At 68.4% G+C, this 15323-nt stretch carries 14 protein-coding genes; 7 read left to right on the top strand and 7 right to left on the bottom strand.

What is annotated here, in order from left to right; translation table 11 throughout:
* Positions 1-70: 70 nt before the first annotated feature.
* The 4 genes from rplI to rpsF all read right to left on the bottom strand — a co-directional run bounded on the left by rplI (position 71) and on the right by rpsF (position 1813).
* Positions 71-517, bottom strand: a complete 447-nt coding sequence (rplI, locus tag ABZ385_RS04815; protein WP_358578150.1) for a 50S ribosomal protein L9 — start codon at positions 515-517, stop codon at positions 71-73.
* An 18-nt stretch (positions 518-535) separates the two neighbouring features.
* Positions 536-772 carry a 30S ribosomal protein S18 gene (rpsR, locus tag ABZ385_RS04810; protein WP_003949403.1) on the bottom strand — a complete coding sequence of 79 codons (237 nt, stop codon included), beginning with the start codon at positions 770-772 and terminating at the stop codon, positions 536-538.
* A 72-nt stretch (positions 773-844) separates the two neighbouring features.
* Positions 845-1444, bottom strand: a complete 600-nt coding sequence (locus ABZ385_RS04805; protein WP_358696506.1) for a single-stranded DNA-binding protein — start codon at positions 1442-1444, stop codon at positions 845-847.
* Positions 1445-1522: 78 nt separating this feature from the next.
* A complete protein-coding gene (rpsF, locus tag ABZ385_RS04800) occupies positions 1523-1813 on the bottom strand; it encodes a 30S ribosomal protein S6 (protein WP_086797674.1) in 291 nt (96 codons plus the stop codon).
* A gap of 265 nt (positions 1814-2078) precedes the next feature.
* Between rpsF and ABZ385_RS04795 the strand changes: the two genes are divergently transcribed.
* The 3 genes from ABZ385_RS04795 to ABZ385_RS04785 all read left to right on the top strand — a co-directional run bounded on the left by ABZ385_RS04795 (position 2079) and on the right by ABZ385_RS04785 (position 4759).
* Positions 2079-2393, top strand: a complete 315-nt coding sequence (locus tag ABZ385_RS04795) for a hypothetical protein (RefSeq protein ID WP_358909686.1) — start codon at positions 2079-2081, stop codon at positions 2391-2393.
* A 146-nt stretch (positions 2394-2539) separates the two neighbouring features.
* Positions 2540-3661: a peptidoglycan bridge formation glycyltransferase FemA/FemB family protein gene (locus tag ABZ385_RS04790; protein WP_358578140.1), complete on the top strand. Its 1122-nt coding sequence runs from the start codon at positions 2540-2542 to the stop codon at positions 3659-3661.
* A 66-nt stretch (positions 3662-3727) separates the two neighbouring features.
* Positions 3728-4759: an alanine racemase gene (locus ABZ385_RS04785; protein ID WP_358909684.1), complete on the top strand. Its 1032-nt coding sequence runs from the start codon at positions 3728-3730 to the stop codon at positions 4757-4759.
* A 116-nt stretch (positions 4760-4875) separates the two neighbouring features.
* On the opposite strand, the gene ABZ385_RS04780 is transcribed toward ABZ385_RS04785, so the two are convergent.
* Both ABZ385_RS04780 and ABZ385_RS04775 read right to left on the bottom strand, forming a co-directional pair.
* On the bottom strand, positions 4876-6315 hold the full coding sequence (locus ABZ385_RS04780; RefSeq protein ID WP_358696511.1) for a glycosyltransferase 87 family protein: 1440 nt from the start codon (positions 6313-6315) through the stop codon (positions 4876-4878).
* A gap of 312 nt (positions 6316-6627) precedes the next feature.
* Positions 6628-9447 carry a transglycosylase domain-containing protein gene (locus ABZ385_RS04775; RefSeq protein WP_358909682.1) on the bottom strand — a complete coding sequence of 940 codons (2820 nt, stop codon included), beginning with the start codon at positions 9445-9447 and terminating at the stop codon, positions 6628-6630.
* 385 nt (positions 9448-9832) lie between these two features.
* Between ABZ385_RS04775 and ABZ385_RS04770 the strand changes: the two genes are divergently transcribed.
* From ABZ385_RS04770 to ABZ385_RS04755, 4 genes are all read left to right on the top strand, one after another.
* Positions 9833-10519: a helix-turn-helix transcriptional regulator gene (locus ABZ385_RS04770; RefSeq protein ID WP_358697929.1), complete on the top strand. Its 687-nt coding sequence runs from the start codon at positions 9833-9835 to the stop codon at positions 10517-10519.
* A gap of 59 nt (positions 10520-10578) precedes the next feature.
* The gene (locus ABZ385_RS04765; RefSeq protein WP_358697931.1) at positions 10579-11661 is read left to right on the top strand and encodes an inositol-3-phosphate synthase; all 1083 of its coding nucleotides are present in this window, start codon (positions 10579-10581) and stop codon (positions 11659-11661) included.
* 96 nt (positions 11662-11757) lie between these two features.
* A complete protein-coding gene (locus ABZ385_RS04760; RefSeq protein ID WP_358909681.1) occupies positions 11758-13014 on the top strand; it encodes an MFS transporter in 1257 nt (418 codons plus the stop codon).
* 114 nt (positions 13015-13128) lie between these two features.
* Positions 13129-13641 carry a hypothetical protein gene (locus ABZ385_RS04755; RefSeq protein ID WP_358578126.1) on the top strand — a complete coding sequence of 171 codons (513 nt, stop codon included), beginning with the start codon at positions 13129-13131 and terminating at the stop codon, positions 13639-13641.
* 149 nt (positions 13642-13790) lie between these two features.
* Here the strand turns inward: ABZ385_RS04755 and ABZ385_RS04750 are convergent, their stop codons facing one another.
* Positions 13791-15257: a CCA tRNA nucleotidyltransferase gene (locus ABZ385_RS04750; protein WP_358578124.1), complete on the bottom strand. Its 1467-nt coding sequence runs from the start codon at positions 15255-15257 to the stop codon at positions 13791-13793.
* Between the last annotated feature and the right edge of the window lie 66 nt (positions 15258-15323).

Raw genomic sequence — 15323 nt, 5'->3', positions numbered from 1 at the left:
AACAGCGGACGGCAAAGGGGCCGCACCCATCGGGTGCGGCCCCTTCACTCAGTCTTGCCAAGCGGAACGCTTAGGCGGAGACGACCTCGACGTTGACCTTCGCGGCCACCTCGGGGTGCAGACGCACGGACGTCGCGTGGGCGCCCAGGGTCTTGATCGGCGAGCCCAGCTCGACACGACGCTTGTCGATCTTCGGGCCACCGGCAGCCTCGATCGCCGAAGCGACGTCGGCCGGGGTGACGGAACCGAAGAGACGACCGGCGTCACCGGAGCGGACGGCCAGGCGGACCTTGACGGCCTCGAGCTGGGCCTTGATCTCGTTGGCCTGCTCGATCGTCGCGATCTCGTGGATCTTGCGAGCACGACGGATCTGCTCGACGTCCTTCTCGCCACCCTTGGTCCAGCGGATCGCGAAGTTCCGCGGGATCAGGTAGTTGCGGGCGTAGCCGTCCTTGACGTCTACGACCTCGCCGGCGGCACCGAGGCCGGAGACCTCGTGGGTGAGGATGATCTTCATTAGTCGGTCACCCTTCCCTTATCGCGCGGTGGACGTGTAGGGCAGCAGCGCCATCTCACGGCTGTTCTTGACGGCCGTGGCGACGTCACGCTGGTGCTGCGTGCAGTTGCCGGTCACGCGGCGGGCACGGATCTTGCCGCGGTCGGAAATGAACTTCCGCAGCATGTTCGTGTCCTTGTAGTCCACGTACGTGACCTTGTCCTTGCAGAAAGCGCAGACCTTCTTCTTAGGCTTGCGCACAGGCGGCTTCGCCATGGTGTTTCTCCTGTGTGATCAAGAAGTGTGGGTACGGCCCACCCTCGGCCCGAAGGCCCAAAGCCCTGGGGCTTAGAAGGGGGGCTCGTCCGAGTAGCCGCCACCGGAGCCGCCGGAGCTTCCGCCCCAGCCGCCACCGCCGCCGCCCTGCTGCTGACCGCCACCGGCAGGCGCACCGGTCGCCCAGGGGTCGTCGGCGGGAGCACCGCCGCCGCCCTGCTGCTGACCGCCGCCGGAGCCACCGCCCCAGCTGCCGCCCTGCTGGCCGCCGCCACCGCCGCCGCCGTAACCGCCCTGGCCGCCTCGACCGGTGGTCTTGGTGACCTTGGCCGTGGCGTTCTTCAGGCTGGCGCCGACTTCCTCGACGTCCAACTCGTAGACCGTGCGCTTGATGCCCTCACGGTCCTCGTAGGACCGCTGCTTCAGCCGGCCCTGCACGATGACGCGCATGCCTCGCTGGAGCGACTCCGCGACGTTCTCCGCCGCCTGACGCCAGACCGAGCAGGTCAGGAACAGGCCTTCGCCGTCCTTCCACTCATTGGTCTGCTTGTCAAAGATGCGGGGGGTGGACGCGACACGGAACTTCGCGACCGCCGCACCGGAGGGGGTGAAGCGCAGCTCGGGGTCGTCGACAAGATTGCCGACGACCGTGATGACGGTCTCGCCTGCCATGGGGGAACCTCTCGGCGGGTTTGCTGCTGGCTGCTTGTTGCTGCTACTCGATTCCCGGGTGCCGCTGAGCTAGAGAGCTCAGTGCATCTCGGGACGGAGGACCTTGGTCCGGAGGACCGACTCGTTCAGGTTCATCTGTCGGTCGAGCTCCTTGACGACCGCAGGCTCGGCCTGGAGGTCGATGACCGAGTAGATGCCCTCGGGCTTCTTCTTGATCTCGTAGGACAGACGACGACGGCCCCAGGTGTCGACCTTCTCGACCTTTCCGTTGCCCTCACGGACGACGGAGAGGAAGTTCTCGATCAGGGGGGCGACGGCGCGCTCCTCCAGATCGGGGTCGAGGATGACCATCACTTCGTAGTGACGCATGTGGAACCCACCTCCTTTGGACTCAGCGGCCACGGTCGTTCCGTGGCAGGAGGGTCGTGATGCGTACGCAACCGTATCGGCCGCCACTGACAATCGGCTTCCGCGAACGGGAGCTCCTGCCGTGGCCGGACAGACACGGGTGCAGACGGTACAGACTACCCGCACCGAGGCTTCCGGTTGAAATCCGGCGGCGGACGGGCAGAATCTGTACACATCGGGTGTGCATGGCGCTACGATGCGCCGCTTTCCGCAGGAGGTGCCTGCCATGGCACAGACAATGCGACACAACAACACCACCTCTCTCCTCGCCTCGGACGGCAGACCCCATCCGCTCCAGGACACGCTGGTCGGCGTGACGCTGGTGCTGGGGGTGATCGCCTTCGTGACGGCGATGTTCCACCACCTCCATCTGCTCAGCTCCTGGGCGGGCCTGGTCGGGATCGCCACGGGTGCGTACGGCCAGTTCATCTCGGCGACGACCCGCGAGCGCTTCGGCCTGATCATCGGCCTCGGGGCCTCGGCGATCGGGTTCTTCCTGGGCATGGCACACGGCGGACTCTTCGGCGGAGTCGTCGGCTGACGCCCTCGCGGCACCCCGGCCCCGGGCGGGCCGGGGTGCTGAGGTCGCCTACGGCCAGTCGGGGCGCTCCCGGGGCGCAGTAGGCTTCGGCGCGAGAGCCGGAGCCCCTGAACCCATGGGGACACACCAGCCGAGGAGCGCCCCGAATGAGTCTGACCCTGAGGACCATCAGTCGCGAGCAGCATCTGGCATATATCCAGACACTGCCGTCGGCGAGTCATTGCCAGGTCCCGGCATGGGCTGACGTGAAGAGCGAATGGCGCTCGGAGAACCTGGGCTGGTTCGACGACAGGACCGGGTACCTGGTCGGCGTCGGCCTGGTGCTCTACCGCCAGCTGCCCAAGCTGAAGCGCTATCTCGCGTACCTCCCCGAGGGCCCGGTCATCAACTGGTACGCCCCGAACCTCGACGAGTGGCTCCAGCCGATGCTCGCGCACCTCAAGCAGCAGGGCGCCTTCTCCGTGAAGATGGGCCCGCCCGTCGTGATCCGCCGCTGGGACGCTCCGGCGATCAAGGCCGGCATCCAGAACCCGGACGTGAAGCGCCTGCGGGACACCGAGGCCACGTTCATCGAGCCGCGCGCCTTCGAGGTCTCCGACCGGCTGCGCCGGATGGGCTGGCAGCAGGGTGAGGACGGCGGCGCCGGCTTCGGTGACGTGCAGCCCCGCTTCGTCTTCCAGGTGCCGCTGGCCAACCGCTCCCTGGACGAGGTCCAAAAGGGCTTCAACCAGCTGTGGCGGCGCAACATCAAGAAGGCCGAGAAGGCCGGCGTCGAGGTCGTCCAGGGCGGTTACCAGGACCTCGCGGAGTGGCAGCGCCTCTACGAGATCACGGCCGTGCGCGACAAGTTCCGCCCGCGGCCGCTCGGCTACTTCCAGCAGATGTGGCAGGCCCTCAACTCCGAGGACCCCAACCGCATGCGGCTGTACTTCGCGCGCCACAACGGCGTGAACCTCTCGGCGGCCACGATGCTCGTGGTCGGCGGTCACGTCTGGTACTCCTACGGCGCCTCGGACAACATCGGGCGCGAGGTCAGGCCCTCGAACGCGATGCAGTGGCGGATGCTCCGCGACGCGTACGCCATGGGGGCCACGGTCTACGACCTGCGCGGCATCTCCGACTCCCTGGACGAGACGGACCACCTCTTCGGTCTGATCCAGTTCAAGGTGGGCACCGGCGGCGAGGCCGCCGAGTACATCGGCGAGTGGGACTTCCCGCTCAACAAGCTGCTACACAAGGCACTCGACATGTACATGTCGCGCCGCTGATCCCGCACAATTTCGTACCACCACTCAGCTACACCGCAGACACGAGAAAGGTTCCGGGATCCAGCCATGGCGCTCACGCTCTATGTCGACACCGCGCGCTGGCGGGCACATCACAAGAACGTGCTGGAGCAGTTCCCGGGCATCGTCCCGGTCTGCAAGGGCAACGGCTACGGCTTCGGTCATGAGCGCCTGGCCGAGGAGGCCACGCGCTTCGGCTCCGACATCCTCGCCGTGGGCACCACCTACGAAGCGGCCCGGATCAAGGACTGGTTCAGCGGCGACCTGCTCGTCCTGACCCCGTTCCGGCGGGGCGAGGAGCCGGTTCCGCTGCCCGACCGCGTCGTGCGCTCCGTGTCGTCGCTCGACGGCGTGCACGGCCTGGTGGGCGCCCGCGTCGTCATCGAGGTCATGTCCTCGATGAAGCGCCACGGCGTCAGCGAGCAGGAGCTTCCGCTGCTGCACGCCGCCATCGAGGACGTGCGCCTCGAAGGCTTCGCGATCCATCTGCCGCTGGACCGCACCGACGGCTCGGACGCCGTCGAGGAGGTCATCGGCTGGATGGACCGCCTGCGCGCGGCCCGCCTCCCGCTGCACACGATGTTCGTCAGCCACCTCAAGGCCAATGAACTCGCGCGCCTTCAGCAGCAGTTCCCGCAGACCCGCTTCCGGGCGCGCATCGGCACGAACCTCTGGCTGGGCGACCACGAGGCCACCCAGTACCGCGGCGCCGTCCTGGACGTCACCGCCGTCGCCAAGGGCGACCGTTTCGGCTACCGCCAGCAGAAGGTCGCGTCCGACGGCTGGCTCGTCGTGGTCGCCGGCGGCACCTCGCACGGTGTGGGCCTGGAGGCCCCTAAGGCGCTGCACGGCATGATGCCCCGCGCCAAGGGGGTGGCCCGCGCCGGCCTCGCGACCGTCAACCGCAACCTCTCGCCGTTCGTGTGGGGCGGCAAGCAGCGCTGGTTCGCCGAGCCGCCGCACATGCAGGTGTCCATCCTCTTCGTGCCCTCCGACGCCCCGGAGCCGAAGGTCGGCGACGAGCTGGTGGCCCATCTGCGGCACACCACCACGCAGTTCGACCGGATGGTGGATCGCTGAGTCATCTCCGGGCACCACGCATCACACCGCTCCGGAACGCCGCGCACCACACCGAAGGGGCCGGACACGACCTGCTCGTGTCCGGCCCCTTCGGCCATGCGAGGGCCCTTGTTCGCTCAGGGCGAAACCCTGTCGGTGACCGACCCCCACTTCACGAGCGCTCCCGCACCGGAGTGCGCCACACGCCGCCCGGAGTGGGCCCCGGCCCCCAGGACCAGGACGTCCTCCGCCCCGTCCAGGACACCGCCCGAAGGGTCGTCGTCCCCGCCCCGCCGCACCACGTCCCGCTCCGGCATCAGTACGTCCCGTACGACCACGGCGCACAGGTACAGCGTCCCCAGCAGGTGGATGGCGATGACGACCTGGTAGCCCTCGGTGGGCAGACCCTTGTGGGCGTCTCCGCTGGTCGTGTACGCCAGGTACATCCAGATCCCGAGGAAGTACACGACCTCGCACGCCTGCCAGATCAGGAAGTCGCGCCAGCGCGGCCTCGCGAGCGCCGCCAGGGGGATCAGCCACAGGACGTACTGCGGCGAGTAGACCTTGTTGGTCAGGACGAAGGCGGCGACCACCAGGAAGGCCAGCTGCGCGAAGCGCGGCCGGCGCGGGGCGGTCAGACCGAGCACTCCTATGCCGAGGCAGACGAGAAGCATCAGGACCATCGCCAGGAGGTTCACGGTGTCCGTGGCCAGGGGAGAGTCCATGCGCTGGTCGAGGATCAGCCAGAAGGATCCGAAGTCGACGCCGCGTTCCCGGCTGAACGTGTAGAACTTCGACCAGCCCTCACCGGCGAGCAGTATCACCGGCAGATTCACGACGAGCCAGGTGCCCGCCGCGCCCGCCAGGGCGGCCCCGAACTCCCGCCACCGGCCCGCGCGCAGGCACAGGATCAGCAGCGGTCCGAGCAGCAGCACGGGATAGAGCTTGGCGGCCGTGGCGAGCCCCAGGAGAACGCCGAAAGCGAGGGCGCGCCCCCGGGACCACATCAGCATCGCGGCGGCCGTGAGGGCGACGGCGAGCAGGTCCCAGTTGATGGTGGCCGTCAGCGCCAGGGCGGGCGAGAGGGCCACGAGCAGGGCGTCCCAGGGGCGGCGGCGATGCGTGCGGGTGACGCAGACGGCGACGACGGCGGCGCAGGCCATCAGTATCCCCGCGTTGACCATCCAGTAGATCTTCTCCTGGTGGTGGATCGATCCGCTGCCGGGCGTCACCCAGGAGGCCAACTCCATGAACAGGCCGGTCAGGACCGGGTACTCCAGGTACTCCATGTCGCCGGGCAGCTTGTCGACGTACGGCACGAGGCCGTCGGCGAAGCCGCGTCCCTCGTAGAGGTGGGGGATGTCGGAGTAGCACGCGTGCGTGTACTGCGAGCTGGTCCCGAAGAACCACGCGCCGTTGTAGCACGGCATCTTCTGGACCATCCCGAGCGCGAACATCCCGAGCGCCACGAGCGCGATGACGCGTACCGGCGTCCACCAGGTCGCGCAGGTCAACGCTCTTCGGCCAAGGGGACCGCCGAGCAGCTCGCTGCCGGCCCGGGCGACCTCGTCCTCCATGGTCGGCTGTACCGGCTCGGGTTCCCGCGGGTTCACGGCCTCGTACACGCTCGTGCTCGGCGTCTCTGCGCCCGGATCGGCGCTGGGGTCTGCACTGGGCATGCCCGCCATCCTGCCGTACCTGGCTGGGAACACGGCCCGTACGCGGCTGAGGACACGGTCCTTACGAGACGGAGAAAGCGGCCCGTACTCGATGGAGAACACGGCGAGGGCCGCCACACCCCTCGGTGTGGCGGCCCTCGTTTCACGTGAAACATCCGCTGGGCGGCTCAGCCCGGCTGACGGCCCCGCTCAGCCCGGCGGAGGCCCCGCTCAGCCCTGTCGGCCTCGCGGGCCGCCGAAGAGCCCTCCGTCCCCCTGGCCGGGCGGATCAGTCGTGGGAGTCGGGGTTTCCCCGCCCGGGTCGCCGTTGGCGCCACCATCCTCGGCACCGCCGTCGACTCCCCCGTTCTCGTGGCCGCACTCCCAGTCCCACTGGCTGCAGGACTCCTCGGGGTCGGGCGACTTCGTGGGGGGCTTCGTCGTCTCCGTCTCGGTCGGTGCCGGAGGCGAGGGTTCGTCCTCCTCCTTCGTCGGCTCCTCGGTCGCCGTCGGGCTCGGCGGCGGAGGGGGCGTCTCGCCGACGACCTTTCCGATGGGCTGCGGCACGGGGAAGTTCTCGACGAGCTCCCCCTTGAGCGCGTTCGACATGTAGTCCTGCCAGATCTTCGCGGGGAACGAGGCGCCGTGGATCTTCTCCTCACCGCCCGTGCCGAACATCTCCAGGAACTCGCGCTTCTTGTTGGCCTCGTCGTCGTCCAGGCGGTACATGCTGACCGCCGTCGAGAGCTGCGGGGTGTACCCGACGAACCAGGCCGACTTGTTGCCGTCGGTCGTACCGGTCTTGCCCGCGACCGGGCGGTTGCCCAGCTGGGCCGAGGTGCCGGTGCCCTTCTCCACGACGGTCCTCAGCACATCGGTGACGTTGTCCGCCACCTCCGGCTCGAAGACTCGCTTGGTGTGCTTCTCGTGCTTGTAGACCTCGTCGCCCTCGTGCACGACCTTGGTGACCGAGTACGGGTCGTTCTGCTTGCCGCTGGCCGCGAAGGTGGAGTACGCCCCGGCCATCCGGATCGCGCTCGGCGAGGAGGTGCCGAGCGAGAACGACGGGTAGTTGGAGCTGGCCATGGACCGGTCGTCCTGGAGGCCGGCGTCCATCGCCGCCTCCTTCACCTTGCTCAGTCCGACGTCCATGCCGAGCTGCACATAGGCCGAGTTGACCGACTCGCGCATCGCCTCACGCAGGTCGATCTGGTAGGTGGGCGGGTTGTACGACTGGTTTCCGTCGTTCTTCTGGTTCCACTGCTTGCCGTCGCGGTCGGTCCAGACGGTGCCGTTGTAATTCTGGATCTTCAGTTCGTTCTTTCCGCTGTACAGGCTCTTCGGATTGACGACCGTGCGCTCGGCCTCGCTCTGGATCTCCGGGCCCTTCGGATCGCGCACGCCGTACTTGAAGGCGGCGGCCAGCACGAAGGGCTTGTACGTCGAACCCACCTGGGCGCCGGTCTGGTCGGCGTTGTTGGTGAAGTGCTTCGTCGCGTCGACGCCGCCGTAGATCGCCTTGATCGCACCGTCCTCGGGGTCCACGGACGCCCCGCCGAACTGGACGTGCGTGTCCTTCTCCGGACGCAGCTTCGGCTTGATCTTTTCCTTGCGGACCTTGTTGACCGCCTTTTCGAGCTCCTTGACCTTCGTCCTGTCGAAGGTCGTGTGGATCTCGTAGCCACCCCGCTGGAGCTGCTCGGCGGTGATGTCGGTGGTCCGGATGACGTAGGCCTTGGCCAGGTCCACCAGGTAACCCGTCTGGCCGCCCAGCTGGGTGTTCGACCGCGGGTTCTTCAGCTTCGGGAAGTCTTGGTACTTGTCCCGCTCCGCGGAGGTGAGGCGGCCGTCCTTGACCTCCTCGTCGAGGATCCACTTCCACCGCTTCTTGGCGCGCTCGGTGTTGTCCTGCCGACTGGCCGCGGGGTCGATCTCGGGGTAGCCGGCCGGGTCGTAGTACGTGGCGCCCTTGAGGACCGTCGCGAGGAGAGCGCACTCGCTCGGGTCGAGCTCCTTGGCCTCCTTGTCGAAGTACGCCCGCGCGGCCGCCTGGATGCCGTAGGCCCCACGGCCGTAGTAGGCCGTGTTGAGGTAGCCGGCCATGATCTTTTCCTTGGACTCGGTCCGGCCGACCTTTATGGAGATGAACAGCTCTTTGAACTTGCGGCTGAACGTCTGCGACTGGTCACCCAGCCGCGCGTTCTTCACGTACTGCTGGGTGATCGTGGAGCCGCCCTGCGTCTGCCCGCCCTTGGCCATGTTGACCAGGGCACGCGCGATGCCCATCGGGTCGACGCCCTTGTCGTCCTCGAACGTCTTGTTCTCGGCCGACATGACGGCGAAGCGCATCTCCTTGGGGATGTCGTCGTAGCCGATGATCTGGCGGTTGCGCTCACCACCGGTCGCGACCATCTGCTTGCCGTCGGCCCAGTAGTAGACGTTGTTCTGGGCCTTGGCCGCCTTGTCGACCTCCGGCACCTCCACCAACGCGTACGAGATGCCCGCGACCACCATCAGGCTGCCGAGGAAGCCGAGGAACAGGCCGCTGACCAGGCGCCACGACGGAATCCAGCGGCGCATGCCGTGGCGGCCCGCGCGCGGGTAGTCGATGAACCGCTTCTTCCCGGACGGCCCGGGACCCCGGCCCCGGCCGCGCCCGGCGCCACCGCCCGAGCCACCGGACCCACCGCCGCGACGCCCCCCGTCACCGCCGCGTCCGCCACCGCCGGCCTCGGCCGCCCGGCGGCGACCACCGCTCGCGCCGACCGAACCGCTGCGTTGCGCGGCGCGACGGGCCTGGGCCCGCCCGCCGTAGGGACGCTCCCCCTCGTCCGGGGCACCGGACGCACGCGTCCCGTAGGACGCCTCCCCATACGAGGGGTCTCCATAGGCCGCTTCTCCGTAGGAGCTGTCTCCGTAGGAGGAAGAGGACGGTCCAGTGGTATCTCGCGGTGCCGCACGGCGGCCCGACGGCGCTGCTGGGGCGCCACGCCTGGCCGCGGCTCGTCCGCCGCCCTGCTGCTGCGGCGGTTTGCGACGGTGCTCGCTCATCGAACGATTACTCCTCGGGCAGGCGCAGTTGCCCGCGCCTGGAAACGGCGGCTGGTTTCCGGTCCCCCCGACGTACGGGTGCGCCCGTCCCGGCGCCCACCCGCACTACACCGGGGACGACGACGCTCCCTGGGGTCACTTGGTTCCCGGTGGCATGCATGGCGCACAGACTACGCACGGTCAAAACCCTCGTAGGACCGAAGTTCACCCCAAATCAGGCAAGTTACTTCCTACGAATCGGTGATGTGACGCCGTTCACCGTGCCCCCTCTTGTCTCACGTGGATCACCGTTCTATCGTCTCGATGTATCGAGTCGATACATCAGCTCGGCATAAGGGTCGGCACAAGGGCCGCTCCGAGGGACCACGGCAGACGGGAGGCGAAGATGAGCAGGCGCTCCGGCATCCTGGAATTCGCCGTCCTCGGCCTCCTCAGAGAGTCCCCGATGCACGGCTATGAGCTGCGCAAACGCCTCAATACGTCGCTGGGGGTGTTCCGCGCCTTCAGCTACGGGACGCTCTACCCCTGCCTCAAGACGCTGGTCGCCAACGGCTGGTTGATCGAAGAGGAGGGCAGCACCTCCGAGGACGCCCTCGCGGCTCCGCTCACCGGGCGACGCGCCAAGATCGTCTACCGGTTGACGGCGGAAGGTAAGGAGCACTTCGAGGACCTGCTCTCGCAGACCGGCCCGGACGCGTACGAGGACGAGCACTTCGCGGCCCGCTTCGCCTTCTTCGGGCAGACCTCGCGGGACGTGCGGATGCGGGTGCTCGAAGGCCGCCGCAGCCGCCTCGAAGAGCGTCTGGAGAAGATGCGCGCCTCCCTGGCCCGTACCCGGGAGCGCCTCGACGACTACACGCTCGAGCTGCAGCGGCACGGCATGGAGTCCGTGGAGCGCGAAGTGCGCTGGCTGAACGAGCTCATCGAGAGCGAGCGAGCGGGACGGGACCAGCAACGGCCCTCCCCCGAAAGCTCCGCTCAGCAGAACAGCACATCTGGGGAGTCGACGGGCCTGCCCCGGCGGCGGGACAACGACCCGCCGCCGGATCCGTCCGACCGCCCCGCCAAGTGAGACCCAGCGTTCCGCGGGGTTTCAACCGGAATACCGAGAACAAACAGGGAGCAACCGGAATGGGTTCGGTTCGCGTAGCCATCGTCGGCGTGGGCAACTGCGCCGCCTCGCTGGTCCAGGGCGTCGAGTACTACAAGGACGCCGACCCGGACGCCAAGGTCCCGGGCCTGATGCACGTCCAGTTCGGCGAGTACCACGTCGGTGACGTCGAGTTCGTCGCCGCCTTCGACGTCGACGCGAAGAAGGTCGGCCTCGACCTCGCGGACGCGATCGGCGCCAGCGAGAACAACACCATCAAGATCTGCGACGTGCCGAACACCGGCGTGCAGGTCCAGCGTGGCCACACCCTCGACGGCCTGGGCCTGTACTACCGCCAGACCATCGAGGAGTCCACCGAGGCCCCGGTCGACGTCGTCCAGGTCCTCAAGGACCGCGAGGTCGACGTCCTCGTCTGCTACCTGCCCGTCGGGTCCGAGGACGCCGCGAAGTTCTACGCGCAGTGCGCCATCGACGCGAAGGTCGCGTTCGTCAACGCCCTGCCGGTCTTCATCGCGGGCACCAAGGAGTGGGCGGACAAGTTCACCGAGGCCGGCGTGCCGATCGTCGGTGACGACATCAAGTCGCAGGTCGGCGCCACCATCACGCACCGCGTGATGGCGAAGCTGTTCGAGGACCGCGGTGTCCGGCTCGAGCGCACCATGCAGCTCAACGTCGGCGGCAACATGGACTTCAAGAACATGCTGGAGCGCGAGCGCCTCGAGTCGAAGAAGATCTCGAAGACGCAGGCCGTCACCTCGCAGATCCCCGACCGCGACATGGGCGCGAAGAACGTCCACATCGGCCCGTCGGACTACGTCGCGTGGCTCGACGACCGCAAGTGGGCGTACGTCCGCCTCGAGGGCCGCGCCTTCGGTGACGTCCCGCTGAACCTCGAGTACAAGCTGGAGGTCTGGGACTCCCCGAACTCCGCCGGTGTCATCATCGACGCCCTGCGCGCCGCGAAGATCGCCAAGGACCGGGGCATCGGCGGCCCGATCCTCTCCGCGTCCTCGTACTTCATGAAGTCCCCGCCGGTGCAGTACTTCGACGACGAGGCCTACGAGAACGTCGAGAAGTTCATCAAGGGCGAGGTCGAGCGCTGACCAGCTCTCTTCCTGCCGCTTGAGAGGGTCCCCGGGCATCGCGCCCGGGGGCCCTCCTCGTGAGTGAGGGTGGGGACCCTCGGGAAAGTGGGGGCCATGGCCGTCGTCGGTGACCTGCGTGTACTGCTGCGTCTGCGGGACTTCCGGCGCCTGCTCGCCGTACGACTGATCTCCCAGAGCGCGGACGGCGTCTACCAGGTCGCCCTCGCCACGTACGTCGTCTTCTCCCCGGAGAAACAGACCTCGCCCGCGGCGATCGCTTCCGCCATGGCGGTGCTGCTCCTCCCGTATTCGCTGATCGGCCCCTTCGCGGGTGTCCTCCTGGACCGCTGGCCACGGCGGCAGGTCTTCCTCCACGGCAATCTCCTGCGCGCGGTGCTGGCGGCGCTGACCGCCCTGCTGATGCTCGGCGGCGTCCCCGACGGGCTCTTCTACGTCTCCGCCCTGTGCGTCACCGCCGTCAACCGCTTCGTCCTCGCCGGGCTCTCGGCCGCGCTGCCGCGGGTGGTCGACGCCGACCGGCTGGTCATCGCCAACTCCCTTTCGCCGACCGCGGGGACGCTGGCCGCTACGGCCGGTGGCGGCCTCGCCTTCGTCGTCCGTCTGGCGGGCCCCGACTCGGACGCGGCGGTGGTGCTGCTCGGAGCGGCCCTGTACCTCTGCGCGGCGCTCGCCTCGCTGAGGATGTCCCGCGGGCTGCTCGGCCCCGACCCCGAACGGGTGCGGCCCCGCCTCGGCCAGACCCTGGCCGGCACGGCACGCGGCCTGCGGGCGGGCGTGAGACACCTGGCGCGGCGCCCCGCGGCGGCCCGCGCACTGGCCGCCATCACGGTGCTGCGATTCTGTTACGGCGCGCTGACCGTCATGGTCCTGATGCTGTGCCGGTACGCCTGGACGTCGACGGAGTCCGAGGGGCTGGCGCTGCTCGGCCTCGCCGTCGGCGTCTCCGGGGCGGGGTTCTTCGTGGCGGCCGTGGTGACACCGGCCGCGGTGGAACGGCTCGGACCCGGCCGGTGGGTCGCCGTGTGCGCGGGAGCGGCGGCGCTCCTCGAACCGGCCCTGGCCCTCTCGTTCGAAGCCGCCCCGCTCCTCGTCGCCGCCTTCGTCCTCGGACTGACCACCCAAGGCGCGAAGATCGCCACGGACACGGTGGTGCAGTCCTCGGTGGACGACCGTTTCCGTGGCCGGATCTTCTCCCTCTACGACGTGCTCTTCAACGTCGCCTTCGTGGGCGCGGCCGCAGTGGCCGCGCTGATGCTGCCGCCTGACGGCCGATCGGTTCCACTTGTCGCCACCGTGGCACTGCTGTACGCAGCGATTGCTTCGGCTATGGCCCGGTTTGACGTGCAGTAAGTGTCACATCAATGCCACAGAGCCTCTCTGGGCTTCAGAGATGTCACTGCGTCCGGATAACTTACGGGCGTCTTATCCGCGCCATCGCGCTCTCGTTCGAGGGGGACCCCCAAAGTGACCACTCCGCCGCCCCAGGGCCAAGCTCCGTACCCGCCCCAGGGACAGGCCCCTTACGGCCAGCCTCAGAACCCCTACGGCCAGCCCCAGGGCGGTGCCCCGCAGCAGGGTCAGCCGACGGCCCCGCAGCCGCCGTACCCGGCCTTCAACCAGGGCGCCCCGGTTCCCCCGCCGGCCACTCCGCGCCAAGGCCGCGGCAAGAAGCTCCTCCTGCGCATCGGCGGCTTCATCCTCGTCGCCATCCTCATAGCCGTCGGCAAGTGGTACCTGGGCAAGAGCGATGCCGAGACGACCGCGGTCGGCAGCTGCATGCACAACGAGGGCACGGACTTCAAGCCGGATCTGAAGGAAGTCGACTGCTCGTCCAGCGACTCCGAGTTCAAGGTGGTCGAGAAGTTCGACGGCACCAGCGATGCCGAGAAGTGCCGGGCGGTCAAGACTTCCCAGATCGCCTACTACCAGCAGGGCAAGGGCCACGACGTGGTGCTCTGCCTGAAGAAGACGAAGTAGCGGGACCAGGAAGGTCCAGAAGATTCCAAGGGGCGGTGTTTCACGGTTTCACGTGAAACACCGCCCCTTGGTCCGTCTTGGCGCGCCTTGGTCCGTCTTGATCGTTCTTGGGCGCTGAGGGGTGTTTCACGTGAAACACCCCTCTCGCCTCAGTCCTGCGAGGCCCACCACTCCTTGAGTGCCGTCACCGCCGCGTCCCGCTCCATGGGGCCGTTCTCCAGCCGCAGCTCCAGCAGGAACTTGTAGGCCTTGCCGATGGCCGGCCCGGGGCCCACGCCCAGGACCTCCATGATGTCGTTGCCGTCCAGGTCAGGGCGGATCGAGTCCAGCTCCTCCTGCTCCTGGAGGCGGGCGATGCGCTCCTCCAGACCGTCGTACGCACGCGACAGCGCGTTCGCCTTGCGCTTGTTGCGCGTGGTGCAGTCCGAGCGGGTCAGCTTGTGCAGGCGCTCCAGGAGCGGCCCCGCGTCCCGTACGTAGCGGCGCACGGCCGAATCCGTCCATTCGCCCGTGCCGTAGCCGTGGAAGCGGAGGTGGAGCTCCACGAGGCGCGAGACGTCCTTCACCAGCTCGTTGGAGTACTTGAGCGCCGTCATGCGCTTCTTGACCATCTTGGCTCCGACCACCTCATGGTGGTGGAAGGAGACCCGGCCGTCGCTCTCGAAGCGCCGCGTCTTCGGCTTGCCGATGTCGTGCAGCAGTGCCGCGAGCCGGAGCGTCAGGTCGGGGCCGTCCGTCTCCAGCGCCATCGCCTGCTCGAGAACGATCAGCGAGTGGTCGTAGACGTCCTTGTGCCGGTGGTGCTCGTCCCGCTCCAGGCGCAGCGCCGGAAGCTCGGGCAGGACCCTCGCCGCGAGGCCCGTGTCGACGAGAAGGGCGAGGCCCTTGCGCGGGTGGGTGGAGAGGATCAGCTTGTTCAGCTCGTCCCGCACGCGCTCCGCCGAGACGATGTCGATGCGCTCGGCCATCGCCTTCATCGCGGCGACCACCTCGGGCGCCACCTCGAAGTCCAGCTGCGCGGCGAACCGCGCGGCCCGCATCATCCGCAGCGGGTCGTCCGAGAAGGACTCCTCGGGCGTGCCAGGGGTCCGCAGGACACGCCCGGACAGGTCCTCGAGCCCGCCGTGCGGGTCGATGAACTCCTTCTCGGGGAGCGCCACAGCCATCGCGTTCACGGTGAAGTCACGGCGGACGAGGTCTTCCTCGATGGAGTCGCCGTAGGACACCTCGGGCTTGCGCGAGGTCCTGTCGTACGCCTCCGAGCGGTACGTCGTGATCTCGATCTGGAAGCTCTGCTCGGTGTCGCCGGCGCGGCCCTCCTTCTGGCAGCCGACCGTCCCGAAGGCGATCCCGACCTCCCACACCGCGTCGGCCCACGGCCGTACGATCCGCAGGACGTCCTCGGGGCGGGCATCGGTGGTGAAGTCCAGGTCGTTGCCGAGCCGGCCCAGCAGGGCGTCCCTGACCGAGCCGCCGACCAGGGCGAGAGAGAAGCCGGCCTCCTGGAAACGGCGGGCGAGGTCGTCCGCGACAGGGGACACGCGCAGCAGTTCGGCGACCGCGCGGCGCTGCACCTGGCTCAGTGCGCTGGGATTGTCTTCATTGGCGTTCGGCACAACAGAAAAGGGTACGTGCCCCGGGCGCCCGGAGCCGACCCGATCGCCGTCGGCCGCCCGCGGCCC

The organism is Streptomyces sp. NPDC005898 (assembly GCF_040629635.1).
Lineage (GTDB): Bacteria > Actinomycetota > Actinomycetes > Streptomycetales > Streptomycetaceae > Streptomyces.
This window is presented reverse-complemented; position numbering and strand designations above follow the sequence as displayed.